This window comes from Yersinia fenwicki (genome assembly GCF_043099325.1).
Taxonomy (GTDB): Bacteria; Pseudomonadota; Gammaproteobacteria; order Enterobacterales; family Enterobacteriaceae; genus Yersinia.
Genome location: NZ_CP170755.1, coordinates 1,169,388 through 1,195,552, shown reverse-complemented (window position 1 = coordinate 1,195,552; position 26,165 = coordinate 1,169,388). Strand labels below are relative to the sequence as shown.

The following is a 26,165-nucleotide window of genomic DNA, read 5'->3' as shown; positions in this document are numbered from 1 at the left end:
CCTTTTATCTGTAACCGTAAAAGGGGAGTAAGTGTTTACTTAACTATTTCAAGCTGCGGCACCGTGCTGCCCAGCGCCCGCCAATCTGGAACATACATCGATTCCACTTGTGGCGCAGGCACCTGATAAATACCCGGCGTCACTGCGCGTGCCAGATATAACAATGTCGTATGGCGATAAGCATCAACATTGACTGCAGCAACGTAGCGGTCATCTCGAAACTCCTGATGCTTGATATCCGACTGCTGCATATCCTGCATCAACTCGGTCACACTGCTAGCACTCTCTCCCAGACTGGCGCTGCTGTCGCCCAAGTTCTGGTTTTCCAGTTCCAAACCGGCTGGCAGCAAATCGACCACCAGCGCATCGGGTACCCGCTGATCAGCCCAGACATCTAAATGCACTAAAACCAACTCACCACTCTTCAATTGGGATAAGCGCAGCGGCTGACCATCAAGCCCGATATAACTGCGGGTGATATGTAAATTGTTGCTGTAAGGCACTGGCGTTTGCTGTGGATATCCCACCACATTCACGCGGCTATACAATGCAACGTCGCCGCGATTTTGTAATTGCATCCCGCCCACCAATTGTTGTGCTGACCAGTTTTGATTCAATGCTGCACTTTGCGTCAGTGTCTCGGCCTGCTCAATTGGCTCAACTTGCGATGCAATCGCCACTTGCCACGGCGTTTCCCCCCCACTCATCAATGTACGACCCGCGAGGAATACTGCATTGCTTTCCTGTGTTGATAGGTAGTTACGGCTGGTCAGCGCATCAGACAGTGCCAATAGGCGCGTATCTCGATCTTGCGCCAACAGGTTATTGTCTGTCAGCAGTGCCAAAATCAGGGCGTCATCGCGTAATGAACTGCCGTAATCCTCCAGCCAATAGTCTTTATCACTGCGGGTGGTATTCAGCCCTTGCGTAATGGCTTCTTTGGCGCGGGGCATATCTCCCATCAATTTCAGTGCAACACCCAGTTGTACCAACGGCAAACCAGAACGTGCATCATTACTGCGAGTATACAATTGGCGCAAAGCACCCAATGAAGCTTGCTGCTGTTGTGCCAAGACCAAGCCCGCGTAAGCTTGTACAGCAAAACGCGTGTGTTTGGTCTGTTCGCTGTAACGAATTTCAATTTGACTCGGATCTTGCAAATAGCGCTGCAAACGACTATTCGCCGCCGTTAGCGCAGCCACCGGCACACTGTACCCCTGCTGGCTGGCGCGATAGAGGAAGTCGGTGGCATACGCCGTCAGCCAGAATTCCTCCGGGCTATCATTGCTCCACAAACCGAAACCGCCATTATAGCGCTGCATGCTGAGCAAATGCTCGATACCGACATCAATGCTTTTACGCCGTTTTTCGTCACTCTCGGCCTTAATACCGAGTGCCGTCAGTTGAGCATAATTGCTGTACAACGACGGATACAACCCACTCACCGTCTGCTCCAGACAGCCATAAGGATAGGCATATAATTCAGTGATATAGCGCGCTAGATTCAGCGGTGGCCGGCTAGTTATCAGCAGTTGCCCTTGTAGAGTCTCAGGAGCCAGACCTCTGATCGCTTCCGCTGGCAGACTCCAGCTTTCACCGCTATGCAACACATTGGCGAAATGGCGCGTCTGAGCGGGATACGCTGGCCGCACACCTATCTTCCAATGATGCTGATAATTGGGGACTTTCTCATTAGGTAAAACCATACCGGTAATAGTCAGACCGATATCACCCTGCCCAAAACCATTCAATGCCCGCACCGGAATCAGCACTGTTTTGCGCTCGCCATTTGCCAGCGAAATAGTTTGGATTGGTGTGCCATTGAGTGCCAGTAAATCGCTGGCGACCCAGTTAAGTGACAGTGTCTGCGGCTGACCAGATAGATTACTTAAATCCAATGCCAGTTGGGTGCTGTCTCCTCCCGCCAGAAAACGCGGGGTGGCGAGTTGGGCAATCAACGGAGCCGCGACCACCACTTTAGACTCAGCTTTACCGAAATCTTCATCACTCCAGGCTTGCGCCATCAAACGTAACTCGCCGTTAAAGTCCGGAATAGCCAGCTCAATAGTGCCTTCACCCTGTGCGTTTAATGTCACCGGCTGGGCCTGTTGCGCCACAATAGTGACTTCAGTTATCGGTTTTTTACCGCCACGAGATAGCGCGTCTTCCTCATCTCCATCACCACCGAATCGCAGGCTCGCCAAACGCCCCTGCCCTTCAATTAATTGCCCGTAAACATCATATTGGTCGGCGCTGTAGCGTTTGCGGCCAAAGAAGGCGTCATAGGGATCGGGCGTGGCGTAATCACTAATATTCAGAATCCCGCTATCGACCGCCGATAGCAATACCTGCACTTTCTCAGGTAATGGTGCATCGGTGCGGCTAGCTTTTACTTTTACCGTTAAGGTCTGATTAGGACGAATACGCTCAGGTGATTCCAGCTCTAGTGCCAACTTGCGTGTTTCATCTACCAGCGGTAGATGCAGCAAACCAATGGCGCGTTTTGGGGTCGCCTGTTGTGACTTATCACCAGGGCGAATAACTGTCGCACTGAGATACAAATCATGGCGATTCCACTCTTTGTTAATCGGCACTTCAACCTCAGCGCCCCCAGCGGGAATAGTCACTTCCTGCCACCACAATGGGCCATCACTGGATTCCACCAGCAGATAGCCATTACCGGCAGCCGGTGCTTCAATGTGCAGTTTTACTTTCTCGCCTGGTCGGTAAGCCGGTTTATCCAATGTCAGTTTGACCTGGTCTGGCCGCACAGCACCACTGCCTGCCGTATTATCCTGCCAACTGTAACCGGCCCAGAAACGAGAGCTGCTGACTAATTCATTATCTGGATTACTCACCTCAATACGATATGCGCCCCACTCCACTGGGAAGCTGACTTTAGCGCTACCGTCTGCGGGAACATCTACTGACTGCTCTGCCAGTGTCAGATCTTTTTTATCATACAGTGACTGCCAACCATCACTTTCTGACCACTGCCAGTAGTAATCGCGGCGCTCACGCACCAACTTCACTTTCAAACTTTTCGCCGCCAGTTTTTCACCGTCAGCATTGGCATAAACAATGTCAAAATCAGCCGTGGTGTCCTGATCGACCATCGCCTGTGATTTATAACTGTCGCTGCGATAATCATAAACTTGCTGCTTATTGAATAACGGACGAATACCGACCAGCGCATCGGCTGGCCACACAGCTTGCTCAGCGCGCCGCGTGACTGGCCGCCCGCCGGACTCCAGTAAACTGGCCTGTAAAATCAGCTTTAGGGGGGATTGTGCATTCTCCCAACTGTTATCAACCTCAACGTCAGTTTGGCCGTCGCTGTTGAGTGTGGTATCAAACTCATCCAAGGTACGCGAAAGGTTTTCTTCAATAATCGAACCGAATTCAAAACCGGGTAATTCGGCAACCGCTTCGCGCAGTGGGCGCAGGAATAATTGGCCTTGCAATCGGTTACCGGATGCCGGAGCGCCATAGAGATAGCGGCCAGTAATGGCAAAACTGGCTTCGCTATCAGTGGCGATCGGCTCTTTACGGGTGGCAATATCAAGTGCCATACGTTCTGGCAGGAAATCTTCCACCTTAAATTTGTACAGGCGCGGCTGATTGTCGCCCAAATTCATGCGTAATGACCACTCGCCGGTCGGACCATTTTCTGCAATCGCGTACTGGTATTGATACAAACCATCCTGTGGCTGCCAAACAAAACTTCGCACCACTTGATTATCCGGCTTGAGAATATCCACTTTAACCGGTTGGGTGGTCAGTGGCTTACCATCGGCATCACGCAGCAACCCATTGACAATTAGCGTCTCTCCCGGCCGATACAAGTCGCGTGGGCCAAAGACGAAAAACTGTTTCTGAAAACCTTCTGGCCCAGCAATATCAAACTCAGCCAGATCCAGTGCCGGAGTATTGAGGTCAATCAGGCTGGTCTGCCCGTTTTGCGAGGCCAGTAGCAATTTTGCTTTGGCATTCTTTTCTAGTTGCGCATGGCCCTGAGCGTCAGTCTCAACCTGTTCCAGCACCTGGCCTTTTTCATCCAGTAATTGAAGTGACACGCCTTTCAAGGCCGCTCCGCCTGCCAATGCTTGGGTAAAGACATCCATCCGATCATGGTAACTGTGCAACGAAACACCAATATCACTCAGGGTAAATAAGGTGGCGGCATTGGTATAACTGTATTGCCCGGCTTGTTGCATCACCGCCAGATAGACACCCGATTCTTGCAACGGCTTGATATCGGCTAGTGGGAGCAATAACTTTTCGCGGGTATTGGCGGCAGGATTAAGATCAAAACGTCCGGTATAGACCAGATCAGCCATTTTCAGCAGTTCATCTGATTCCCAGTTCGACAATGCACTGCGGTACTGCCAGGTTGCGAGGAAATTAGCCAGACTGCTTTGCTTGATACGGAAAAAATTAACATCAACGCTATCAACATTAAGCGCCATCACTGGCAAGCCTTGGGCCAATTTACCCGGTAACAAAGAACCTTTGCTGGCAAAACCGACACTTGGCTTGATATCGCGAGTGGTTATTTGCTGCTGCTGTTGTTTACCCAGCTCAGCACCACCGATACCTTGCAATGTGCTATCGACTGTCAGCAGTAATTTCCGCTCAGGTTTAAGATGGCGTAGCCGCAGCTCCATCAGGTTGTCAGATAGCTCCCAGGCTCCGTCTATTTTTCCACTAACAGTATCAACCAGATGAACCCGTGAGGAGAAGTCTTGCTTGGGGTCTAATGGTTGCGAGAAAGTCAGTACCATGGCACTGGCCCCCTCTAGTTGTAACTCAGAGGCATCCAGTAAGGTGAGTGGCTGGCCGGCATGCTGCTTTGCCAATTCCGCTAACTTATTTGCATCGTTTATTTTGCTCGCCGGCGCTTTAGCTGCCGATTCACTTACCTGTGTAGCCACTGGGGCTGATGGTGCCGCCACATCCTTATTTTTGCTCCCATCATCGCAGCCCGCTAATAACAATAAGGTGCTGACCAACAGGGCGGCCTGGCACCCTTTCATTTTCGACATTAACCGCCGCAATCCGTTGTGGTTCATATCTTGCCCCGTGACTAATGATTAATGATTATTGACTCATAATTAATGATTAACTGAAGGAATGACATTTCTTAGCCAACTGCCCCATCTGCGCTGGTAAAATGCTTGGGTATGGGTCATCAGATAGTGACTGACTCCCCGCTCATTCTCATTTACCACACAAAAATCGACCGGGCCATCATCAGGCGCATGGTCACTGGCTACAGTGCCAGCCTCTTGAATCAATTGGTCAATCTCATCAATGGAGCCATCTACTTCCAGCCCAATCAATAAGTTAGGTTTTTCATCCACACTCTTATCATGTATCAGCGCCAGAAATGCACGCCGCACCGGTTTACGTTGACTGAACAGTTGAATCAAAGCATCAACCATTGCCGCCGGGTACTCTTCCGGTTGGCCCAGCAAAATTTGGCTCTCTTTATCCACTACCATTTCCGCCGGTTGAGCTAAACCGCCGTTTTCCAATAACATCGCCACTTCTTGCGGCCAAAACTCTTTACCATGCTCTGATTTTGGATTCAAAAACAGATGCGCACCCTGTGTCATTTCAAATAACACCCGTACAGGCATCGCGATGAAAGGCTGTTTTAGATCATTAATAGACAGTTTTTCACTGTCAAGCGATTGATCTTCGTCGATATCCAGCGCCTGCTGTAACACCTCTACCGAGATAAAGAATGGAATGACCGATTCACCATCCTGCTTTTCCCAATGCAGAATATTCACCCCATTGCCCGCAGTGAATGTCATTTCGCCGTCTTCACCGCGCTGCTCTGAATCGTCCACCAACACTAAAACTGTCGCATCTAACAATGCACGGAAAAAGGCGGTGCGATAAATAGACTCTGTCGCCGCCAGTTTTAGTAAGGATTCCAGGCTTTGGTCTTCGTCGTGATGGTGATGATCGTGCTTATCATCAGGGGACTGCGGCACACTCATGCTCTACTCCAGAAAAATATATTACAAAGGTCAATGGGAGGGAGGATAGGCGGAAGAGTAAAGCGTCCGCGCCAGGGATGGCGCGGCTCGAGCCTCCAGGAATTGATGGCGTTTTTACGATCTGCCTGTTCTCACTCCCCTTCACACACCAAACTGACTATTTTGCTTTCGCCAACAGCAGATTTGCAATGGTGCGCACACCTAAACCTGTAGCACCGGCCGACCATTGCTCAACCGCGCCTTTACGATAAGTGGCAGAGCAGTCAATGTGCAACCAGCCTTGCTGATACGCTTTCACGAAATGCGACAAGAACGCAGCAGCAGTGCTGGCACCAGCACTGTAAGCAGCGCCTGCGACATTATTCAATTCAGCAAAGTTAGACGGTAACTGGCTGCGATGGAATTCTGCCAATGGTAAACGCCAGAAAGGTTCGTGCTCACTTTTAGCACTGCTTAACAGCTCTTGCGCCAGTTCATCATCAAAGCTAAACAGAGCATGGTAATCATTACCCAAGGCCGTTTTCGCTGCACCGGTTAAAGTAGCTGCATCAATAATCAGCGGTGCATTCTGTTCCGACGCATCAATCAGACCATCGGCTAATACCAAGCGCCCTTCGGCATCGGTATTCATGATTTCAACCGTCTTACCATTGCGATAGCGAATGATATCACCCAGCTTAAAGGCATTACCGCTCACCATATTATCTGCGCAACACAAATACAGTTTCACACGTTCTTTCAAACCACGAGCTGCAGCCAGTGCCAATGCGCCGGTGACTGTAGCCGCTCCGCCCATGTCGGATTTCATCGAATCCATAAAGGCGCTCTGTTTCAGGCTATAACCGCCTGAATCAAAAGTAATACCTTTACCAACCAAGCACGCCATCACTGGCGCATCAGGATTACCGGTTGGGTTATAGTCCAACGCCAATAACACCGGCGCGCGATCAGAACCACGACCGACAGTGTAAATCCCGGCATAACCCTGCTCACGCAGATCTTCGCCTTTGGTAATACGGTAACTAACAGCATCGCATGATACTGAACACAGTAAATCGATCGCGTTTTTAGCCAGTTGCTCTGGGCCCAAATCTTCTGCTGGCGCATTAATAGTATCGCGCACCCAGTCAATAATTTTCAGCCGTTGTTCCAGCTCGGTTTTTTCGTTCTCTGGCAGTTCTGCCCACTCCACGCTGCGCTGACCTTTTGGCCCACGGAACCCTTGCCAGAATGCCCAACTTTGTTCCAAACCCCAGCCATCTCCGGCCAATTTTACGTGTTTGATGCCCTGCCCATCAATTTTACGGGCGGCACGTTGAATCGTGCCTAATTCATTTTTTCCCGTCAGGTGGATAGTCATCCCCTCGGCATCGGTACTCAACTGGGCTTTCTCTCCCCAACGGGCGTCTGCTGGGTTATTTGATAAGGTTACTTGCATCATTTCTGTTGTCATGAACTACCTCTTCATTATTATTTTTTGCTGTTATTCAGCTAGTTATACGTGGCCCTGTGTTAGCCACGGCGGATCAAAAGGTTCTACTCTAAAAAAATACTGTCTGCTATACAGTAACAGATAGAAAAAAGGGCCGCTCGTGCGACCCTCAGGTATTTATTCAAACTCATCTAACCAGACCAGAAGAATCGCTTCCAGCACTTTTTCATTTGATCCCTGCGGATCGTCATCGAAATCTTCTAAGTCGCAGATCCATTGGTGCATATCGGTGAAGCGCACTGTTTTCGGGTCGGTATCCGGAAACTGATCATACAGCGCTTCGCCAATTTCGCGGGTATCTTGCCAGGTTAAGCTCATATCAATGTTCCCACTTATGATTAATGCTCTCGCGCATGGTTAATGGTATAACGCGGGATCTCAACCACCAGATCTTCATCCGTCACTCTGGCCTGACAACTCAGACGACTCTCCGGCTCCAGTCCCCAGGCTTTATCCAGCATATCATCTTCCAATTCACTGCTTTCTGGCAGAGAATCAAAACCTTCCCGCACCACACAGTGGCAAGTGGTACAGGCACAGGATTTCTCACAGGCATGCTCGATATCGATTCCATTACGCAAGGCGACATCTAATATGGTTTCACCTTGAGTTGCTTCCAGTACTGCACCATCCGGGCAAAGGTCTTTATGGGGCAGAAATACTATTTTGGGCATGATTAAACCTCATCCACTGAATGGCCAGCCAAAGCACGGCGAATAGAAGCATCCATTCGGCGCGCGGCAAAATCTTGCGTTTGTGCATCTAACGCTTTTATCGCAGCTTCGATTGCGTATGGGTCAGTGCCCTGCATCTGCTGCTGTAATGCTGCCATCGCCTGAGCGATCGCAGTACTTTCTTGCTCACTGAGTAATGCCGAGTCTTCAGCCAATGCGCCTTGTAAACTTTCCAGCACACGAGAGGCTTCGACTTGTTGTTCCGCCAGCTTACGCGCGCCAATATCACTTTGCGCATTCGCCATTGAATCTTTAATCATATTGGCAATTTCATCATCAGATAGCCCATAGGAGGGCTTAACCTGAATCGAAGCCTCCACGCCGGTGGATTTCTCCATCGCCGTGACACTCAATAACCCATCCGCATCAACCTGGAAAGTCACACGAATATGTGCCCCACCCGCTGGTAGCGGCGGCAAATCACGTAAGGCAAAGCGGGCCAGGGAACGGCAATCCTGTACCAACTCACGTTCACCTTGTAGCACGTGGATAGTCATCGCACTCTGACCATCTTTAAAGGTAGTGAACTCTTGCGCGCGGGCGACCGGAATGGTGGTATTGCGTGGAATCACTTTTTCCACTAAACCGCCCATGGTTTCCAGCCCTAATGACAACGGGATAACATCCAGCAGCAACATATCACTGTCAGGTTTATTCCCCACCAGAATATCAGCTTGGATCGCTGCACCAATAGCGACCACTTTATCGGGATCAATTGAGGTCAGTGGCGTACGGCCAAAGAATTGGCCCACCTGCTCACGTACTAAGGGCACACGAGTCGAACCGCCTACCATCACCACTGCCAACACTTCGTCAGCCGTCACGCCAGCATCTTTTAATGCACGGCGACAAGCCATTAATGTGCGCTTAACTAATGAAGCGATCAGCGATTCAAATTGCTCACGGGTGATTTGTCCTTGCCAGCCAGCTACCGAGACATCAACAACCTCGGCATCACTCAACGCAATTTTGGCCGCGATCGCCGCATCAAGTAATTGCCGTTGGACACCATGATCATCACGGGAATCAATACCGGCTTGCTCACGCAGCCAATCAGCCAATAAGTGATCGAAGTCATCCCCGCCCAGCGCTGAATCACCACCCGTTGCCAACACTTCAAACACACCACGGCTTAAGCGCAAGATAGAGATATCAAATGTTCCGCCACCTAAGTCGTAAACAGCAATCACCCCTTCCTGGCCTGAATCCAGACCATAGGCGATAGCCGCTGCAGTCGGCTCATTAAGCAAACGCAACACATGCAACCCCGCTAAGCGGGCAGCATCTTTTGTGCCCTGCCGCTGAGCATCATCAAAGTAGGCCGGAACGGTAATCACGACACCGTCAAGTTCACCTTCTAGTGCAGCTCGCGCCCGCTGCGCCAATGCTTTTAAGATATCCGCAGATACTTGCACCGGGTTAACTAATCCGCTGGCAGTCTGGATCATCGGCAAACCATTTTCACTAGGCTGAAACTGGTAAGGCAGATTAGGATAGCGCTGCAGGATATCGGCCAAAGAACGGCCCATCATGCGTTTGACTGAACTAATAGTATTGACCGGGTCCAATGCCGCTAAATTGCGCGCATTCCAGCCGACATCAATATTATTTTGTTGATAGTGAACCACCGAAGGCAAAAGATCCCGCAGCTGTTCATCTGCCAGCGTTTGCGCTTTACCGCTGCGCACAGTGGCTACCAATGAATTGGTGGTACCTAAATCTATCCCTGCGGCCAACCGACGTTGGTGTGGCGCCGCAGTTAAACCAGGCTCACTAATTTGTAATAAGGCCATGTTGAGCTTCCATCAATCTATACTCTTCATACTTCAAGCTGCATATACGTTGGCTAGGTTCGTTACTCGGCCCATCCATCGGCCTCGCCTCTACGAGGCCGCTGCGAGCAGCGTTCAAATCTGCCCCCGGCAGATTTGTCACCCGAATCACTTACTGGTCTTGACCTTAAGAAATAGTAAGCTCATCGGGACTCATTCACTTGCCGCCTTCCTGCAACTCGAATTATTTAGAGCATATAAAAACGTGAGTGACGCGCCCTAATAATAAGTAGCTGGGCATTGCAGTCATCAATAAATTGATCTTTATTTATTTTTATCAACTAGATACAACTTTTCACTTCACTAAACCATCAAGATAAATCATCAAACAGCCGCTCTTCTAGCTGCTCAACCTGTTGCTGTAATTTATCCAGAAAACGTAATTTTCGAACCGTATCAGCGGCTTGTTCCCACTGTTGCTGATCCAATTGCTCAACCATCAGTTGGCTGCGCGATTTTGTCATCAAAGCCAGCCGGCTACTGAATGCAGCGAGTTGTATTTCAGCATCTGGGCTGCGTTCGATAGCATCAAGCTCTTCCCGCAACTCTAATTGTTCCATCAGAAAAGCGGTATCACGCAGTGTATGTTGTTCATTGCCTAAATCAAAACCCTGCAAAGATAGCATATACTCAGCCCGTTTTAACGGATGCTTGAGGGTTTGGTAGGCGTCATTGATGGTCGCGGCTTGCTGTAATGAGGCCAAACGCTCGCGTTCAGGCTGATTGGCAAAACGGTCTGGATGGAATTGGCGCTGCAATTCCTGATAGCGGGTCGTGAGTCGGCTACCGTCAATCAGATACTGAGCCGGCAGCCCAAATAGTGTGAAGTAATCCATAGCATGCTCAAGAATATATGATGGCTTAGCTGAAAGTTATACAGCCCTCTTATAACACAAGAGAGCTGTATGAAGCACAAGTGCCTGAGGTAGGAACAAAAACACGGGTCAGACGTTAAAACTTTCGCCACATCCGCACTCACTGGAGACGTTCGGATTGTTGAACTTAAAGCCTTCGTTCAGACCTTCTTTGACGAAATCCAATTCAGTGCCGTCAAGATAGACCATGCTTTTGCCGTCGATGATCACTTTCACGCCTTTGTCTTCAAAAATGATGTCGTCGTCGTTCATTTCATCAACAAATTCAAGGATATACGCCATACCGGAGCAGCCCGACGTCCGAACACCTAAGCGCAGACCCAAGCCCTTACCACGGTTATTTAAAAAGGCGCTGACCCGCTGTGCAGCACTGTCGCTGATTGATATCGACATAGACCTTCCTCAACTCTGATAACTTATACCCGCCATACTTCGAGCTACAAGTGCGTTAGCCGCCTTCCTGTAACTCGAGTTATTTAAAGTATCTATATTACAACTACTTGGCAGTATGTTTGCTTTTGTAGTCGGCGATAGCTGCTTTGATGGCATCTTCTGCCAAAATTGAGCAGTGAATTTTGACTGGCGGTAACTCCAGTTCTTCCGCGATCTGAGTATTTTTGATCGCTTCAGCCTGATCGAGAGACTTGCCTTTCATCCATTCAGTTACCAGAGAACTGGAAGCAATGGCAGAGCCGCAGCCGTAAGTCTTGAAACGCGCATCCTCAATAATGCCAGCTTCGTTAACTTTGATCTGCAACTTCATGACATCACCACAAGCGGGTGCACCAACCATGCCGCTACCAATAGTAGGATCTGCATTATCGAATGACCCTACGTTGCGTGGGTTTTCGTAGTGATCGATTACTTTTTCGCTGTAAGCCATGTGATTACTCCTGAGTCTTAAAGTCTGGAATTAATGGTGAGACCATTCAATGCTGCTGATATCCACGCCCTGCTTGAACATCTCCCATAACGGAGACAAATCACGCAAGCGGCCTATGGATTTACGTACCAGCGCAATGGCGTAGTCGATCTCTTCTTCTGTGGTGAAACGACCCAGAGAGAAACGGATTGAACTGTGAGCCAGTTCGTCGTTCATTCCCAACGCGCGCAACACGTAAGAAGGTTCCAGACTCGCGGAAGTACAGGCTGAACCCGATGAAACTGCCAGATCTTTCAATGCCATGATAAGCGATTCACCTTCAACATAGTTGAAGCTGACGTTAAGAATGCCAGGTGCGCCATTCTCTAAATCGCCATTCAGGTAAACTTCTTCGATATCTTTAATACCGTTCCACAAACGCAGACGCAGTGAACGCAGACGGGCAGCTTCGCTTTCCATCTCTTCTTTGGCGATACGGTAAGCTTCACCCATACCCGCAATCTGATGCACTGGCAAAGTGCCCGAACGCATACCGCGCTCATGACCACCACCGTGCTGCTGGGCTTCGATACGAATACGAGGTTTACGGCGAACAAACAACGCACCAATGCCCATCGGGCCATAAACTTTATGGGCAGAGAAGGACATCAAATCGACTTTCAGTTTGCTCAGATCAATCGGTAATTTACCGACGCTTTGCGTAGCATCAACGTGGAAAATGATCCCACGACTGCGGCACATTTCGCCGATTTCCGCGATATCTTGCACCACACCGATTTCATTATTCACATGCATGATAGAAACCAAGATGGTGTCTTCACGCATCGCAGCTTCAAGCTTTTTCAGGTCGATAATACCGTTAGACTGCGGTGCCAAATAAGTCACTTCGAAACCTTCACGCTCCAACTGGCGACAAGTATCCAGCACAGCTTTATGCTCGGTCTTACAGGTGATGATGTGCTTGCCTTTCTTCTGATAGAAGTTAGCGGCACCTTTAATAGCGAGGTTATCAGACTCAGTTGCACCGGAGGTGAAGACTATCTCGCGAGGGTCAGCACCTACCAATGCAGCAATATCATTACGTGCAATATCAACAGCTTCTTCCGCTTGCCAGCCGAACTTATGAGAACGAGAGGCAGGGTTACCGAAAATGCCATCCAGAGTCAGATACTGCATCATTTTTTCAGCGACACGAGGATCTACCGGGGTCGTTGCTGCATAGTCCAGATAGATCGGTGTCTTTATTTTTGATTCGGTCATTGCTCTTATGCTCCGTACATCACTTCCAAAACGTAAAATTCCGCAGACTCTGCTTATGCACGCAGATTGACGTTAATCGTCTCTTGCGGTCGGCCATTAGCCGTACGGCGCGTATCGTTATTCTGACGATCCGCAACCTCAAGAATATCTTGGTTATTCACCAGTTCTGCCAATGTGATGTTGTTGAGGAAGCTGCTGATGCGCTCACTCAGATCACGCCACAGGGTATGGGTCAGGCAACGATCGCCACCCTGACAACCTTCTTTACCCTGGCAACGAGTCGCATCGACAGATTCGTCAACGGCGGTGATAACAGCACCTACCGCGATTGCTGATGCATCTTTACCCAGCAGGTAACCGCCACCTGGACCACGAACGCTAGCGACTAAGCCATTTTTGCGTAACCGTGAAAAAAGCTGTTCCAGATAGGATAATGAGATCCCCTGACGTTCAGAAATATCTGCCAGAGGAACTGGCCCGTCCTGGGAATGTAATGCCACATCAAGCATGGCGGTCACGGCATAACGGCCTTTGGAAGTCAGTCTCATAGCTAAAGTTACCTGTTGGTGAAAACAAGCCAGAATTCTGACATTCTTGAGTGTTTTAGTCAACTATTTAACCTAGTAAATCACTCAAGTATTATTTAACTATTCCATTTCAAATAATTTGGGTTAGTTTTCATAATAACTAATTGATATAAAGCATTAATTTTTACCGTTGTGCTCGCTGCTATCTGCCCCACGTTGTGGATACTTATCTTGTTTCTCAATAGATGTCAGCATCCCACGCAGGATATTCAGCTCTTGAGCTTCCGGGCGCGCACGGGTAAATAGACGGCGCAATTTACTCATGATCTGCCCCGGATGGGCCTGGCGAATAAAGCCGGTATGAGATAAAACCTGCTCCAAATGCAGATAGAAACGCTCCAAATCATCCACTAATGGATAAGGAGCTTCCTCTTCTTCTACTATTGGCGCAGCAGCCTGCTGGCGATCGAGGAAGGCCACTCGCACTTCATAGGCTAAAATTTGCACCGCCATAGCCAGATTCAGCGAACTGTATTCCGGGTTTGCCGGGATTGCCACATGATAATGGCACTTTTGCAGCTCATCATTCGTTAGCCCCACTCGTTCGCGGCCAAACACCAGCGCAACCGGTGCATGCTCAGCTTCGCGTGCGCTGCGAACACCACACTCACGCGGTTCTAGCATTGGCCAAGGCAAGGTGCGAGAGCGAGCGCTGGTACCTACCACCAAGCTGCATCCCGCCAGTGCTTCATCCAAGGTATCAACGATGGTGGCATTGCCAATCACATCGCTGGCACCGGCGGATAGCGCAATGGCCTGGGAATCCGGTTTGACTAAAGGATTGACCAGATACAAATTGGTTAATCCCATTGTTTTCATTGCCCTGGCTGTCGAACCCATATTGCCGGTGTGTGAGGTCTCAACCAAAACGATACGAATATTGTGTAACATACAAACTCTGAGGATAACGGGGAATCGGCATATCTTAACACAGACATATACCCAAGCTACGTTGAGATTCAGGTAGACAGCAACTGAGTGAGTCCCCCGAGAACGGAGATAACTAAGTGACCAGGGCAAATAAGGGCAGCCAACCCCGACATCATTGAAGGGTGACGGGTATAGGCATTTATCCTAACCCCTGCTATACTATGCGCCGTTTCTCGTTCTTTAACATCCTAGTGGAAGATACCCATGCATCCAATGCTGACTATCGCCATACGCGCTGCGCGTAAGGCCGGTAACCTGATTGCCAAACATTATGAAACGCCTGACTCCGTCGAAGCGAGCCAGAAAGGCAGTAACGATTTTGTTACCAACGTTGACCGCGATGCCGAGTCTATGATTGTTGACGTTATCCGTAAATCTTACCCAAAACACACCATTATTGGTGAAGAATGTGGTGAGTTGGTCGGCGAAGATGATGATGTACAATGGGTTATTGATCCACTGGATGGCACTACCAACTTCATTAAACGTCTTCCTCACTTCGCTGTTTCTATCGCTGTACGCATCAAAGGCCGTACCGAAGTTGCCGTAGTTTATGACCCAATGCGTAACGAACTGTTTACTGCTACGCGTGGTCAAGGCGCTCAGTTAAACGGCTATCGTCTGCGTGGCACCAATGCCAAAGATTTAGACGGCACCATTCTGGCAACTGGCTTCCCATTCAAAGTGAAACAACATGCTCCGGCGTATATCCGTATTGTCGGCAAACTGTTTGAACAGTGCGCAGATTTTCGTCGCACCGGTTCTGCGGCACTGGATTTGGCCTATGTTGCCGCCGGCCGTGTTGACGGTTTCTTTGAAATTGGCCTGAAGCCGTGGGATTTTGCTGGTGGCGAGCTGTTGGTGCGTGAGTCAGGTGGTGTGGTGACTGACTTTGCGGGTGGTCATAATCACTTCAGTTCTGGCAATATCGTGGCCGGTAACCCGCGCGTTGTGAAAGGTATTCTTCAGTCCATAGTACAGGCCGAAGTGAGTGACGCCTTAAAGCGTTAATTCTATACTCGTCATACTTCAAGCTGCATGTGCGTTGGCTGCGTTCAATAACCTGAATCACTTACTGATGTAAGCTCATCGGGATTTCTCTCTTGCCGTCTTCCTGTAACTCGAATTATTTAGAGTATATATGAATGACGGTTTGATACAAAAAAGCCAGTCGGCTAACACTGACTGGCTTTTTTATTGTGAGGATTAACGCCCAAATGGCCTAACTCCGCCGATAAAGTCAGGCTGGCTAGAAAAATAAAGTAGCACCCCAGCAAACAATAAAATGAGGCCGCCGGTTAAGGCCAATGTCGCCCAAGCTATTGCTCCCCAGGCCGCAGGTGCTCGTTTGCGACTTAAATGCACTGCCAGACGTCGCGCATAGTGAACAAACAACGCCAACAACGAAATAGTCAATGATGTGCCAATAGCCATAGCAATTGCCGACAAAATGCCCCACCAGTAAACCCCAATCACTTTGGCAAACAGCAGCACCATGATTGCGCCGGAGCAAGGCCTCATGCCCATCGCCAAAATAATCGCTAAACGAGTGCGCCAGTCACTGCCCGCCTCGAGTTCTTGAGAATTCGGCATATGGCGATGCCCGCAGCCGCAACTCTCACTGTGAACATGATCTGTACTCAACGGCTGTATACGCTGAATGCTAATTTTCTGCGGTTTCAATAGTTTTACTTGATGGTAAAGCCGCTTTATTGCGCGAAAACATAGCAAAATCCCGAGCACGATAACCAGCAGAAAACTGCCTTTTTCCAACCAGAAGCTGCTTTGATGCAAATAACGAGACGAGAGTTGCAACACACCCAGCAATACAGTAACCAGCATGATCGCGACACCACCTTGCAATATCGACGCAGCAAACGTCAGTTTTAGACTGTTTTTGAGTTGCGCAGGATGTGTTGCAAGATAAGTCACTATCACCACTTTACCGTGTCCCGGCCCCACAGCATGGAGCACGCCGTAGATCAGGCTGAACATCATCAACGCCAGACCGGTTTGATGCGGATTGGCTTTGACCTGTTGCAGTAACTGGGCCATCTGCTGATGCATACTTTTTTGCCAGGCTACTGTTTTGAATAGCAGTTCCGGCCAATAGAGCCAGGCAAGTTGAGCGGCACCGGCCAATAACATGAAGAAAAGCAGCAGCGGCCATAAATTGATTAGCCAATGTCTTGGCCGCGCAATGGGGGTGAGATCTACTGACATTGCACAGTTACCCGTTGGGCGAATTGTTTGCCAAGTTCCATATCTTCTCCCGGTGAATCACTTTTATCCAAAGACAGCGCATAAGCCTGTAAGGAAGCATTTGGGTTTGGTGTAAATAAGGTTAATTTGCAGCTTTTTGCCATTTCGGCCGACAGCCTAACTGCCTTATTATCGGCATAGGTCATATCCACAAAATAGGTCGGATCGTAAGTCGATATAATAAAAGGCTTTCCGACCAAGGGTTGCGGTTCAGCCAGCGGTAACACGAATTCCAAAACCGCCTGATGGCCTTTGCGAGACAAATGATACTCTGTCGGTAAATTTTTATATTTCACCGGTTTACCATCACGATAGATATCAGTGAAATAGTGCTGCCCTAATACGTTAGCCATCACTTCGGCTGCCAATTTCTTCCAAATTTCAGAGTCACTTTTGGCATTTCCCGCATCATATAGCAGGTCTGCAGAGGTGATTTCATCCATTGTCCATACCATTTTTATGCCCACTAATGTCTGTTTTTCACTGACAAAAGTGGCATCCATATCGATAAAACTGTGCGGATGCGCCTCCGCTATTTGGCTATAAATAAAAGTGCTACCCACTAACAGTAGAGCTATCAGCCGTTTGAATGCACTTGATTTGTTATAACATAACATAGCCTGCATGGATCAATCCTTGGAAATTCAGCAATAACTGTGATGTAAGTTGTAAGTCGATGTAAAAGCCCCTGACCTCAGTAAACCGGATAGAATCTCTTTTGCTATGCTTAAGACTGATGAATAACAATGCATCCATCACTGAAGGTTATATGCACTTGGACACTTATTCTGTGCCCCAGTTATACAGTCAACCACTATCCGGTCAACAACGCCGCTGCCACCTGCTACTGATGCTATTTATGCCCGCAAGCACAGTACACTTGGACACTATCAGCCAATTCAACGGCGTTGATCTGCCAACTACCCGGCAAGATATAGCTGAGGTTGCTAATGAAATCCAGCGTTTCTACCATTTGCAACTGAGTGCTAATGCGGATGAAAGCTGCTTGATGCAGGGCAATCGGCTGGACAAAAGGCTGTGCTTAATCCACTGGCTACGCCGGGGTGTACGCTATTGTCCTGAATTTATTGAGCACTATTTTGCTCCCCATTTATATGGTGCACTCTCATGGGATAAAAGACTGATTTCAGAGGCCTTACCCAAAATTATCACTCAGTGTGAACCCTTTCTGAACCGCCAACTTAATGAAAAAGATCGTCAGTTCTTACAACTGTATTTGGCTTATTGTACTTGGGAGAATCGGCAACATGCTGCCCCAGAGTTATCCCTCACCCAGCAACAATGGTTGACACGTAAGCCTGCACTGGCGGCCGCTGACAGTCTATTTGATACATTTAATCCACTGCTGGGTAACCCGCTCGATAAAATCGAACGCGACGTACTTATCTTGATGTTAACCATGATTAAGGCACACCGTTATCACAGTACCCAATCAGCAGAAGATTCACGTCTGATCACTGCTACTAACCAATTAGTCATGCGTTTTCAACAGCTCGCCGAAATGACACTGGGCAGCAATGAGATGCTGATGAATCAGCTTTTTGCACATCTCGCCCCTGCTATTGAACGCTGTTATTTCAATATCGGTATTGATAATTCATCACTGGAAGAAGTGAACCGACAATATCCCCGGCTGTTACGAACCACCCAGCAGGCATTGGTCGTGTTCGAGCAAGAGTATCAGATTCAATTTTCCGCCGACGAAGTTGCTCTGATAGCCATTAGTTTTGGTGCCTGGTTAATGCAAGAAAATGCATTACAGGAAAAGCAGATTTTACTACTGACACGTAATAATTCGGAGTTAGAACAAAAAGTTGAGCAGCAAATTCGTGAGTTAACGCTTTTGCCATTGCATATTAAGTACTTGCCCCATGATGTGTATCTCCAATCTGGTGCGCCCTCCGGAACAGCGGTGGTGCTAACTCCTTATGCTATCCACCAACCTGAATCAACACTCCCGCTGATTCAGGTGCTATTGCCCATAACTGAACAACAAAACAAGCAGTTACGCCATCTGTTGGATTTGCCCTAATGGGCGAAGTCTTCCTGGTTTGCCACCACCCGAGGGCGAATAAATAGCGCTGGAATCACTATTAATGCCATTACCCAGAACACCCCACCCTGATAATGTTCGAACAGGAACCCCGAAATAACCGTCATCACCGCAATTCCCCCCCCCATCGCCAGCGCAGAATAAACGGACTGCAAACGAATCACATCTGCCCCACGCCGGGCGGCAATAAAGCGCATCGCGGCCAAATGGCATACAGTGAATGAGCCGCAATGCAGGATTTGCATCAGGATCAACCACGGCAGTTCTGTCGTAGAAGCCATCAAACTCCAGCGAATAATGCCGCTCACGGCCGAAAGCAGTAGCAGGCTACGGGCAGTCCAGCGACGGAAAAGGACATTGCTGAATGCAAATACCAGGATTTCGGCCACTACACCCAGCGACCATAAATATCCAATTGTCGCCGCGGAATACCCCGCATCTTTCCAGTAAATTGAGCTGAAACTGTAATAACCGGCATGTGCGCCCTGTAATAAGGTCACACACAATAAAAAGCGCCACACCTGCGGCTCAGATAGCAACACTTTCCAGTCGGTGGCAGCTACATTAGCGTGCTTAACTTCTCCCTGAGGCATCACGCTCGGTTTCAACAATGCTCCCAGTAACATGGCTGAAACGCCGAACAGCAAACTGTAAAGAATCGCCGGGTGGCCCCAAACCGAAACTAACTTTCCGGTCAATGCAGAACCAATAACAAAAGCCAGCGAACCCCATAGACGAACCTTGCCGTAATCCATGGTTATTTGTTTTTGCCAGGTCGCCGCCAGCGCATCGGTAAGTGGCACTAATGGGCCAAAAAACAGGTTAAAACCAGCAATAATTAGCATCAACCAGGCCCAACCATGACCAAACCAAAAACCAACCGCAAAGGCTAATGTCAGGAGTGCCAGAATACGGATGGCAGTGACAAGAGAAGAGGGATCTTTAACACTGGGAGCAATAATCAAGCTGCCGAGAAAGCGGGAAATTAATCCCGCGCCAAGCAAAATACCTATAGTTTCAGGCGGTATCCCTTCCCCCTGCAACCAGATGCCCCAGAAAGGCAGGAAAATGCCATAAGAAAAGAAATAGGTGAAATAGCTGAGCGATAGCCAACGTGTTGATTGCAATACCATGAATCCCTCCGAGGTCAGCCGGTCACTGTGACAGAGGCCCCGTCAGCTAGCAACTTTGTCATTAGGCAAACATGTAATTTGAGATTGACTTCACATTTACATTAGGTAAATAACAAAAAACCCGCATTTAGCGAGTTTGAGCTTAATGACAAAACCATTGATAACTTAGTGAGTGAAGGGTTTACCGTATCTAGGGGCACTCCGGTCGCTTACGCGACTACGACCCCCACGGCACGATTCCCCTTCATTTGACTTTGTCAGCAGTCTGAAACCCGCATTTAGCGGGTTTTCATTAGGTTAGAGCGAATCTGATAAGATTATGCGTAAACCGGGAAACGGGCGCAAATGGCCAGAACTTTCTGTTTGATGCGTTCGATAGTGGCTTCGTCGGTGATGTTATCCAACACATCACACATCCAGCCAGCCAGCTCGCGAGACTCTTCTTCTTTGAAACCACGGCGAGTGATTGCGGGGCTACCAATACGCACACCGGAAGTAACAAACGGGCTTTTCGGATCGTTAGGCACACTATTCTTGTTTACTGTGATATTGGCACGACCCAAAGCAGCATCGGCATCTTTACCGGTGATGTTTTTATCGACCAAATCAAGCAAGAACAGGTGGTTATCTGTACCGCCAGAAACTACTTTGTAGCCGCGTTCCAGGAAAACAGCCACCATAGCTTTCGCGTTTTTAGCCACTTGCTGCTGGTAAACCTTGAACTCAGGCTCCATCGCTTCTTTCAGTGCTACCGCTTTACCGGCGATAACATGCATCAATGGGCCACCCTGATTCGCTGGGAACACAGAGGAGTTCAGTTTTTTATACAGCTCTTCATCACCGCCTTTCGCCAAAATCAAGCCACCGCGTGGGCCAGCCAGTGTTTTGTGGGTGGTAGTGGTTACGATATGTGCATGTGGAACCGGGTTAGGATAAACGCCCGCAGCAACCAGGCCCGCTACGTGAGCCATATCGACAAAGAACCATGCGCCGATGCTATCGGCGATTTCGCGCATTTTTGCCCAGTCAACAATACCGGAATAAGCAGAGAAGCCACCGATGATCATTTTTGGTTTATGAATTTCGGCCTGACGCGCCATATCTTCATAATCAATTTTGCCTGACTCATCAATGCCGTAAGGAACGATATTGTACAGTTTGCCGGAGAAGTTAACCGGTGAACCGTGGGTCAGATGGCCGCCGTGCGCCAAATTCATCCCCAAAACAGTGTCACCCGGTTGCAGCAATGCAGAGTAAACGGCCACGTTCGCCTGAGAACCGGAATGCGGCTGAACGTTAGCATAATCAGCGCCGAACAACTCTTTTGCGCGGTCAATAGCCAACTGCTCAACGATATCAACATACTCACAGCCACCGTAGTAACGCTTGCCCGGATAGCCTTCAGCATATTTGTTGGTCAACTGAGAGCCCTGAGCCTGCATAACGCGCGGGCTAGTGTAGTTCTCAGAGGCAATCAGCTCGATGTGCTCTTCTTGGCGCACCACTTCTTGCTCCATTGCACGCCATAAATCTGCATCATAATCGGCAATGTTCATTTCACGCTTTAACATCCGGCTCTCCTGACTTAGCTTGCTAAATAGACCTAGTGGACCACCCGTTTGGGTTCTGTCACACAGTGTAAACTGTTTCCCCCCCGTTAAGATAGGTCTTGACAGAGGTTTTTACGCAAACGATTGGCTTCAGACAGCGTAAGGCTTTGACCTGTTCAGACTTCATCCAAGACAACGGAATTATCCTCATATTCATTATGTGATTTTTTCATATTCTGTGAACTGACACGGCACGCTAATCCCATATAAGAATGATGTGCATTTACAAATTAGGCTGCAATCTATAAGATGTATTTAAAATACATGTACTGAATCACACACAATAACACCTGAAGTCATTGGCATCGCAGTCAGGGCGAAAGGGATAAATATTTAAGGAGCACCGCATGCTGGATAGTCAAACCATCGCCACCGTTAAATCCACTATTCCGTTACTGGCCGCCACAGGCCCCAAGCTAACGGCGCATTTTTATGACCGCATGTTTGAGCACAATCCCGAGCTGAAACACATTTTCAATATGAGCAATCAGTTTAATGGGGATCAACGTGAAGCCCTGTTCAACGCCATTTGTGCTTATGCGGCGAATATTGAAAATCTGGCGGCTCTACTGCCCGCGGTTGAACGTATTGCTCAAAAACACACCAGCTTGAACATTCAGCCTGAGCATTACTCGATAGTTGGTTATCACTTGATAAGCACACTGGATGAAATGTTTTCTCCTGGTCAGGAAGTGTTAGATGCCTGGGCGAAAGCCTACGGTGTGCTGGCTGATGTATTTATTACCCGGGAAAACCAAATTTATCAACAAGGTGAAAATAGTACCGGCGGCTGGCGAACCTTGCGCCGTTTCCGCATCATCAAAAAAGAGATGCAGAGTGAGGTTATTTGCAGTTTTGTGTTAGCACCTGAAGACGGTGGTCGGGTATTGGATTTCAAACCAGGACAATATCTGGGTATTTATATTGAAGATGAACGGCTTGAATATCAGGAAATACGCCAATACTCCCTGACAGCTGCACCAAATGGAAAAACCTACCGTATTGCGGTGAAACGGGAAGAGCAAGGAACAGTTTCCAATTATATGCACCGTGAATTGAATGAAGGCGACAGTGTGCGCATTGCCCCTCCGCGTGGTGATTTCTTCTTAGACATTACGCCAGATACTCCCGTAGCACTGATTTCTGCTGGCGTGGGTCAAACCCCGATGTTGAGTATGCTCAATACTTTGCACAATCAGAAACATTCCGCACCCGTGCATTGGTTACATGCCGCTGAAAATGGGAGAGTTCATGCTTTTGCTGACGAAGTTGCCGCTATTTCAGAGAATATGCCCAATCTCAGCCGCCATGTATGGTATCGCGAGCCGACCGACCAAGATAATCATGAGAGGGATAACCACTGTAAAGGATTAATGGATCTCAGCTCACATCAGTGGCTAGCAGCCGATCCCAACAGACATTATTACTTCTGCGGCCCGTTAGCTTTTATGCAATTTGTCGGCCGCCAATTATTAGCGCAAGGAGTTGCAGCCGAGCGAATTCATTATGAGTGTTTTGGCCCACATAAAGTCATTTAATTATTGAATTTTATTTCATTTCTCAGGGGATGCCATTCTCGCTCCCCTGCATATCCGTTATAAAAAAACCGCCTACTTATTGTTTTTAAATGTGGTAGAACGTGATTTAGATCTCATATATCCTAATTTAATATTGCCACGATGAGGCATTCAGATGAATGTCTAAATATTCATATAACTGAAAATTAATAATGTGGCTGACATTATCCCTTACTATTTATTGCCCGATAACACAGGGTAAATTAAGGCTGAATTGACCTACCATGAGTAAGAAATTCATAAAAAAAGAAGGGCTGGCATTGGTATCTATGGCGCGCTATTTAATTGGCGAGCGCTCCGGTAATCGGCTTAAAACCATCGATGAGTTATCTGATGATTTCGGTATCTCTGTCGGCGTTGTACAGCATGCATTAAAAGTGTTGGAAGCGGATGGCGCTATCATCGTTGAACGCCGAGGTCGTAATGGCACCTTGTTGATTGATCTGAATATGCCGCTTTTACTGCAACAGGCTGATCTAGGTAATATGGTGTGTGCCATGCCACTGCCTTACACCAAGCTTTATGAAGGTTTGGCCAGCGGTTTAAGAGAGCAATTTACCTTACTTCCCCTTTATTTTGCCCATATGCGCGGTGCTGAAGTGCGGATAGAATGTCTGATAGACGGTATTTACGACATGGCCGTAGTTTCGCATCTGGCAGCTAAAAGTTATCTGGATCAAGGAAAAGTCGCTCTGGCGCTGAATCTTGGAAATGGCTCCTACGTAGATGGTCACCAACTTATTTGCCGCCGTGGTGAGCAAAATAATATTCGTCGAGTGGGGCTAGATCCGCGTTCCCCCGATCAATGTCTGCTCACTGAGATTAAATTTGCCGGGCAACCTATCGAATTAGTTGAATTACCTTATAGCGATTGTATCGCACATATTAATCGTGGTGATATTGATGCTGCTATTTGGAATCTGGCGGATAATGTCCCTCATGAAGATTTGCAGGCAATAAAACTGCAAGGTGACGAACGTTATATTCAAGCTTCGCAAGCCGTTATCCTTATCCGGCCAGATAATCATCCGATCAAATTACTGCTGGAAAAAGGCATTAATGAGACATTACTGCTTAACCACCAGCGAGCAGTACAAAATGGCGAGATCGAACCTCGTTATTAGTCATATTAATTTGGCAGCAAACCAGGCTATTTTCGGGAGGCCACTCTTTGAAGATTTGTATTGATGCGCGTCTTAATATTCTATGTCAATCTGGGGTTATTGATCAGGATATTGCTCAGGGATTAGACCAGGTTATCAACCGGTTAGAACATTTTTGGCAATTACCGGTACATAGTGACCAAGGGGTAATGGCTATCACCCATATGGCAAATGCCTTAATGCGAACCCGACGTGGCGAAGAGATCGGTGCGTTGGACCCAGCAATATTAGCGGAAATTGTTCAAAGCAAAGAAATTCACTATATCCGGGAAATAAATCAGGATTTATTGGCTTATTTTTCATTAAAACCGGCAGAAAATGAAATCGGATATTTACTCGCGAACCTTTACGGTCTATACCTTTCTAGTGACACGCCTTTGTTGCGCTAAAACAGATTTGTCGGGGTAGTGCACCCAAAATACAACACCAGGTTTTCTTTTATAAAAAATATTCAAAATAATAATGATTTAACAAACGTAATTATGCCTAGGGCGGCCAGGACATAAAATGTTTTTAAAAACCCTATTAAAACAAAATACTAAACTTATTGATGCGGCTATCTCTTTCTGGCTTCAGGGAAAGATTTATCCTGATAGCTGTGTCATCGATGTAGAACAAACTGAAGCTAATGCCCGTTTGCTACTGCAAACTGCTCATCATCACCAAGTAAAACTGTATTTGATGAGTAAACAATTTGGCCGTAATCCGGAGTTATGTCGCCGACTACTGGCTTGCAGTTACCAGAGCACCCATTATCACGGCATGGTGGCGGTGGATTTTAAAGAAGCTCGACAGCTCTATCGCCACGCCATTCCTGTTGCTCATATTGGTCATCTGGTGCAACCACCCTCTGGCATGCTGGCGGAAATAATTCGTCAGCGACCAGAAGTCATAACCGTTTTCTCATTGGAAAAAGCGCTGGAAATATCACAGGCGGCACGTCGCCAACATATTATCCAACCCTTAATGTTGAAGGTTTTCCAATCAGGAGATTTGCTCTATTCAGGGCAAGAGGCGGGATTCGAGTTACATCATTTACCGGCTGTCATTGCGGCTCTGCGAGAGATGCCGGGCGTACGATTGGTTGGAATAACACATTTCCCTTGTATGGTGTATGATCCCCAGTTGCAGCAAACTTTGCCAACAGCCAACATGCAGACTTTATTGACCGCGCGGGATATTCTGCAAGCCGAGGATGTCACCATTGAACAGATAAATGCCCCCTCAGCAACCAGTTGTATCACCCTCCCTCAGTTGGCCCAATTGGGGATAACACACAGCGAACCTGGCCATGCTCTCACCGGAACTATCCCTGCCAATCAGCATAGCAACCAACCAGAACAGATATCCATGCTATATCTGTCCGAGATTTCCCATCATTTTGCTGACAATAGCTATGTTTTTGGCGGCGGTTATTATCGCCGTGGTCATTTGCAAAATGCGTTAATTTGGCACAATAACCAATTTAGCCAATCCTCAGTATTACCGATTGATAATGACAGTATCGATTATTATCTGCGTCTGGCGGGCCACTTCCCAGTGGGTAGCCCGGTTATTATGAGTTTCCGCACCCAAATATTTGTGACTCGTAGTGATGTCGTCTTGATAGATGGCATACAAAGTGGTACTCCCCGCATACTTGGCTGCTATGACAGCCAGGGTAATAGGCTGGGTTAATCAATAAAAAAAGCCACCAACCCAATACGTTAGTTTATTTAATGTATACCCATGATAGTCTTACA

At 48.1% G+C, this 26,165-nt stretch carries 22 protein-coding genes; 6 read left to right on the top strand and 16 right to left on the bottom strand.

Annotated elements, in window-relative coordinates; all coding sequences use genetic code 11:
- Positions 1–35 precede the first annotated feature (35 nt).
- The 12 genes from ACF3VQ_RS05545 to trmJ all read right to left on the bottom strand — a co-directional run bounded on the left by ACF3VQ_RS05545 (position 36) and on the right by trmJ (position 14,565).
- Positions 36–5,072 (bottom strand): alpha-2-macroglobulin, encoded by a 5,037-nt coding sequence (locus ACF3VQ_RS05545; RefSeq protein ID WP_392433731.1) that lies wholly within the window; start codon positions 5,070–5,072, stop codon positions 36–38.
- Positions 5,073–5,114: 42 nt separating this feature from the next.
- Entirely contained in the window at positions 5,115–6,011 is an 897-nt protein-coding gene (gene sseB / locus ACF3VQ_RS05540; protein ID WP_392433730.1) for an enhanced serine sensitivity protein SseB, read from the bottom strand.
- A 157-nt stretch (positions 6,012–6,168) separates the two neighbouring features.
- Entirely contained in the window at positions 6,169–7,464 is a 1,296-nt protein-coding gene (gene pepB, locus ACF3VQ_RS05535) for an aminopeptidase PepB (protein WP_392433729.1), read from the bottom strand.
- Between the two features lie 156 nt (positions 7,465–7,620).
- On the bottom strand, positions 7,621–7,821 hold the full coding sequence (gene iscX / locus ACF3VQ_RS05530; protein ID WP_004702435.1) for a Fe-S cluster assembly protein IscX: 201 nt from the start codon (positions 7,819–7,821) through the stop codon (positions 7,621–7,623).
- A gap of 20 nt (positions 7,822–7,841) precedes the next feature.
- Positions 7,842–8,177 carry an ISC system 2Fe-2S type ferredoxin gene (fdx, locus tag ACF3VQ_RS05525; RefSeq protein WP_004713939.1) on the bottom strand — a complete coding sequence of 112 codons (336 nt, stop codon included), beginning with the start codon at positions 8,175–8,177 and terminating at the stop codon, positions 7,842–7,844.
- A 2-nt stretch (positions 8,178–8,179) separates the two neighbouring features.
- The gene (gene hscA / locus ACF3VQ_RS05520; protein ID WP_392433728.1) at positions 8,180–10,030 is read right to left on the bottom strand and encodes a Fe-S protein assembly chaperone HscA; all 1,851 of its coding nucleotides are present in this window, start codon (positions 10,028–10,030) and stop codon (positions 8,180–8,182) included.
- 350 nt (positions 10,031–10,380) lie between these two features.
- Positions 10,381–10,905: a co-chaperone HscB gene (gene hscB, locus ACF3VQ_RS05515; RefSeq protein ID WP_392433727.1), complete on the bottom strand. Its 525-nt coding sequence runs from the start codon at positions 10,903–10,905 to the stop codon at positions 10,381–10,383.
- Positions 10,906–11,013: 108 nt separating this feature from the next.
- Positions 11,014–11,337 (bottom strand): iron-sulfur cluster assembly protein IscA, encoded by a 324-nt coding sequence (gene iscA, locus ACF3VQ_RS05510; RefSeq protein ID WP_392433726.1) that lies wholly within the window; start codon positions 11,335–11,337, stop codon positions 11,014–11,016.
- A 103-nt stretch (positions 11,338–11,440) separates the two neighbouring features.
- Positions 11,441–11,827, bottom strand: a complete 387-nt coding sequence (iscU, locus tag ACF3VQ_RS05505) for a Fe-S cluster assembly scaffold IscU (RefSeq protein ID WP_005159510.1) — start codon at positions 11,825–11,827, stop codon at positions 11,441–11,443.
- A gap of 30 nt (positions 11,828–11,857) precedes the next feature.
- A complete protein-coding gene (locus ACF3VQ_RS05500) occupies positions 11,858–13,072 on the bottom strand; it encodes an IscS subfamily cysteine desulfurase (protein WP_392435456.1) in 1,215 nt (404 codons plus the stop codon).
- Positions 13,073–13,140: 68 nt separating this feature from the next.
- Positions 13,141–13,635, bottom strand: coding sequence for a Fe-S cluster assembly transcriptional regulator IscR (iscR, locus tag ACF3VQ_RS05495; protein WP_004707916.1), 495 nt, complete (start codon positions 13,633–13,635; stop codon positions 13,141–13,143).
- A gap of 156 nt (positions 13,636–13,791) precedes the next feature.
- Complete coding sequence (gene trmJ, locus ACF3VQ_RS05490; protein WP_221869451.1) at positions 13,792–14,565, bottom strand: tRNA (cytosine(32)/uridine(32)-2'-O)-methyltransferase TrmJ; 774 nt, start codon at positions 14,563–14,565, stop codon at positions 13,792–13,794.
- Between the two features lie 243 nt (positions 14,566–14,808).
- On the opposite strand from trmJ, the gene suhB reads away from it, so the two are divergent.
- Positions 14,809–15,615, top strand: a complete 807-nt coding sequence (gene suhB, locus ACF3VQ_RS05485) for an inositol-1-monophosphatase (protein ID WP_392433725.1) — start codon at positions 14,809–14,811, stop codon at positions 15,613–15,615.
- Between the two features lie 195 nt (positions 15,616–15,810).
- Here suhB and ACF3VQ_RS05480 read toward each other — a convergent pair whose 3' ends face one another.
- Both ACF3VQ_RS05480 and ACF3VQ_RS05475 read right to left on the bottom strand, forming a co-directional pair.
- Entirely contained in the window at positions 15,811–16,827 is a 1,017-nt protein-coding gene (locus ACF3VQ_RS05480; protein WP_392433724.1) for a nickel/cobalt transporter, read from the bottom strand.
- Positions 16,818–17,483, bottom strand: a complete 666-nt coding sequence (locus ACF3VQ_RS05475) for a DUF1007 family protein (RefSeq protein WP_392435454.1) — start codon at positions 17,481–17,483, stop codon at positions 16,818–16,820. Before ACF3VQ_RS05475 ends, ACF3VQ_RS05480 begins: the two co-directional genes overlap by 10 nt.
- 152 nt (positions 17,484–17,635) lie before the next feature.
- Here ACF3VQ_RS05475 and csiE point away from each other — a divergent pair, with 152 nt between their 5' ends.
- A complete protein-coding gene (gene csiE, locus ACF3VQ_RS05470; RefSeq protein ID WP_392435452.1) occupies positions 17,636–18,919 on the top strand; it encodes a stationary phase inducible protein CsiE in 1,284 nt (427 codons plus the stop codon).
- Here the strand turns inward: csiE and ACF3VQ_RS05465 are convergent.
- Both ACF3VQ_RS05465 and glyA read right to left on the bottom strand, forming a co-directional pair.
- Entirely contained in the window at positions 18,916–20,073 is a 1,158-nt protein-coding gene (locus ACF3VQ_RS05465; protein ID WP_392433723.1) for a 3-phenylpropionate MFS transporter, read from the bottom strand. The two genes, csiE and ACF3VQ_RS05465, sit on opposite strands and share 4 nt — an antisense overlap.
- A 317-nt stretch (positions 20,074–20,390) precedes the next feature.
- Entirely contained in the window at positions 20,391–21,644 is a 1,254-nt protein-coding gene (gene glyA, locus ACF3VQ_RS05460) for a serine hydroxymethyltransferase (protein ID WP_077294383.1), read from the bottom strand.
- Positions 21,645–22,030: 386 nt separating this feature from the next.
- Between glyA and hmpA the strand changes: the two genes are divergently transcribed.
- From hmpA to ACF3VQ_RS05440, 4 genes are all read left to right on the top strand, one after another.
- Positions 22,031–23,221, top strand: coding sequence for an NO-inducible flavohemoprotein (gene hmpA, locus ACF3VQ_RS05455; protein WP_392433722.1), 1,191 nt, complete (start codon positions 22,031–22,033; stop codon positions 23,219–23,221).
- A gap of 263 nt (positions 23,222–23,484) precedes the next feature.
- Positions 23,485–24,384: a GntR family transcriptional regulator YhfZ gene (gene yhfZ, locus ACF3VQ_RS05450; protein WP_392433721.1), complete on the top strand. Its 900-nt coding sequence runs from the start codon at positions 23,485–23,487 to the stop codon at positions 24,382–24,384.
- 47 nt (positions 24,385–24,431) lie between these two features.
- A complete protein-coding gene (locus ACF3VQ_RS05445; protein WP_392433720.1) occupies positions 24,432–24,812 on the top strand; it encodes a PRD domain-containing protein in 381 nt (126 codons plus the stop codon).
- Between the two features lie 118 nt (positions 24,813–24,930).
- Positions 24,931–26,100, top strand: coding sequence for a YhfX family PLP-dependent enzyme (locus ACF3VQ_RS05440; RefSeq protein WP_392433719.1), 1,170 nt, complete (start codon positions 24,931–24,933; stop codon positions 26,098–26,100).
- The last annotated feature ends 65 nt before the right edge of the window (positions 26,101–26,165 follow it).

Coding starts and splice junctions, on each gene's coding strand:
- ACF3VQ_RS05545 (WP_392433731.1), bottom strand. CDS start 5,072: ATGAACCACAACGGATTGCGGCGGTTAATGTCGAAAATGAAAGGGTGC.
- sseB (WP_392433730.1), bottom strand. CDS start 6,011: ATGAGTGTGCCGCAGTCCCCTGATGATAAGCACGATCATCACCATCAC.
- pepB (WP_392433729.1), bottom strand. CDS start 7,464: ATGACAACAGAAATGATGCAAGTAACCTTATCAAATAACCCAGCAGAC.
- iscX (WP_004702435.1), bottom strand. CDS start 7,821: ATGAGCTTAACCTGGCAAGATACCCGCGAAATTGGCGAAGCGCTGTAT.
- fdx (WP_004713939.1), bottom strand. CDS start 8,177: ATGCCCAAAATAGTATTTCTGCCCCATAAAGACCTTTGCCCGGATGGT.
- hscA (WP_392433728.1), bottom strand. CDS start 10,030: ATGGCCTTATTACAAATTAGTGAGCCTGGTTTAACTGCGGCGCCACAC.
- hscB (WP_392433727.1), bottom strand. CDS start 10,905: ATGGATTACTTCACACTATTTGGGCTGCCGGCTCAGTATCTGATTGAC.
- iscA (WP_392433726.1), bottom strand. CDS start 11,337: ATGTCGATATCAATCAGCGACAGTGCTGCACAGCGGGTCAGCGCCTTT.
- iscU (WP_005159510.1), bottom strand. CDS start 11,827: ATGGCTTACAGCGAAAAAGTAATCGATCACTACGAAAACCCACGCAAC.
- iscR (WP_004707916.1), bottom strand. CDS start 13,635: ATGAGACTGACTTCCAAAGGCCGTTATGCCGTGACCGCCATGCTTGAT.
- trmJ (WP_221869451.1), bottom strand. CDS start 14,565: ATGTTACACAATATTCGTATCGTTTTGGTTGAGACCTCACACACCGGC.
- suhB (WP_392433725.1), top strand. CDS start 14,809: ATGCATCCAATGCTGACTATCGCCATACGCGCTGCGCGTAAGGCCGGT.
- ACF3VQ_RS05480 (WP_392433724.1), bottom strand. CDS start 16,827: ATGTCAGTAGATCTCACCCCCATTGCGCGGCCAAGACATTGGCTAATC.
- ACF3VQ_RS05475 (WP_392435454.1), bottom strand. CDS start 17,483: ATGTTATGTTATAACAAATCAAGTGCATTCAAACGGCTGATAGCTCTA.
- csiE (WP_392435452.1), top strand. CDS start 17,636: ATGCACTTGGACACTTATTCTGTGCCCCAGTTATACAGTCAACCACTA.
- ACF3VQ_RS05465 (WP_392433723.1), bottom strand. CDS start 20,073: ATGGTATTGCAATCAACACGTTGGCTATCGCTCAGCTATTTCACCTAT.
- glyA (WP_077294383.1), bottom strand. CDS start 21,644: ATGTTAAAGCGTGAAATGAACATTGCCGATTATGATGCAGATTTATGG.
- hmpA (WP_392433722.1), top strand. CDS start 22,031: ATGCTGGATAGTCAAACCATCGCCACCGTTAAATCCACTATTCCGTTA.
- yhfZ (WP_392433721.1), top strand. CDS start 23,485: ATGAGTAAGAAATTCATAAAAAAAGAAGGGCTGGCATTGGTATCTATG.
- ACF3VQ_RS05440 (WP_392433719.1), top strand. CDS start 24,931: ATGTTTTTAAAAACCCTATTAAAACAAAATACTAAACTTATTGATGCG.